We start from the raw sequence: 1,377 nt of genomic DNA, 5'->3' as shown, positions 1-1,377 counted from the left end.
CTTCAAGCTATCTTTTAGCACCAGAGAGTAAACTTTTTCATAGCGCCTCAAGATCGATAAAAGCTGTGCCCTATCTTCTTTAGTTCGCATACTAGCAATAACTGCCTGAAGCTCGACACGCACCTGAGCATCGAGCTCAGTTAAAAGCGCCCAATCCTGCTTGTCATTAGCATCTTTTAGTTGTTTAGCAATATTTAGAAACCGTTCGTTCACGCCATGCCACCTAATGATATTCAAGCACTCAATAATGAAGCAATACACACAAACAATGCAAGTTAAGATCCGCCCCCATGGAAACGAAAAAAGGCGATAATTACAACATTATCGCCTTAGCCTTAGTTACTGATCAACGTTAACTGATCTCAGATCGTTAAGGAAATTATTTCCGATTCCTCACTCTGAACACCGTCGATATCGATAGTCAAAATCACAAAATAATAAGTGCCTGCTACCATATCATCGATCTGCGCACTGGTATCCGAGCCACTACCTACAACAACACTTTGAGCTAAGTTTGATGCATCTGTACCATATCGAATAAGGTAACTGTCAATTTCGTTTAAATCTAGAGCAGTACCATCCGCTCTTTCTTCTGGAATTGACCACTCCAAGGCTATCGACTGTAAAACCTCAAGCTCATTAATTTCTACATTAGCAACTGACGACACCTGCTGCCCCACAGAATTGGATACAATGACATCATAAGCTCCGGCATCTGCAACAGAGGCAGCCTCAATACTTAATGAGCTCGCGTTAGCACCTGATATCTGAACACCATCTTTACGCCAGGTATAACTCAAGTCACCACCGCCTGTCGCAACGATCGACAGCACTGCCGTCTCACCCTCATCAATAGCGGTAGATTGCGGTTGCGAAGCAATGACGACAGGCGCAATGGAAATCACTTCATTCACCTGAATCGTCGCATTAACAGATGTTTGCGAGCCTACCGAATTCGTCACGCTGACACTATACACACCACTATCTGAGACTGAAGCTGAAGCGAAAGAGAGTGAGCTTGAGGTCGCGCCGCTAATCGCTACCCCACCCTTAAACCACTGATACACCAACTCACCACCGCCACTCGCAGCGACAGATAGTACCGCTCCCTCTCCTTCATCTACACTAACAGAAGTAGGTTGCGTAGAAATTTGAACAGGGTCTATCACAACTACTGGTGGCAATTCGTTAACTACTACTAAAGCAGTCAAAGACTCCAGGGTACCTGACTCATCGCTCACCAGAACATCATAACTGCCTGAGTCGGAAGTATCTGCAGCTGAAATCAATAGTGAACTTAGTACCGCCCCTTGAAGCTCAACACCATCTCTACGCCACTGATAGCTTAGCTCGCCACCGGTAGCTCCCACACTTAAT

The 1,377-nt window shown here is 45.3% G+C and carries 2 protein-coding genes; both read right to left on the bottom strand.

The window, feature by feature from the left end; translation table 11 throughout:
* On the bottom strand, positions 1–213 hold a 213-nt coding region (locus A3763_RS02515), incomplete at its 3' end, for a hypothetical protein (protein ID WP_156494842.1).
* A gap of 149 nt (positions 214–362) precedes the next feature.
* The coding region (locus A3763_RS02510; RefSeq protein ID WP_197482704.1) for a fibronectin type III domain-containing protein at positions 363–1,377 on the bottom strand (1,015 nt) is incomplete at its 5' end.

This window comes from Oleiphilus sp. HI0128, from assembly GCF_001635365.1.
This window is presented reverse-complemented; position numbering and strand designations above follow the sequence as displayed.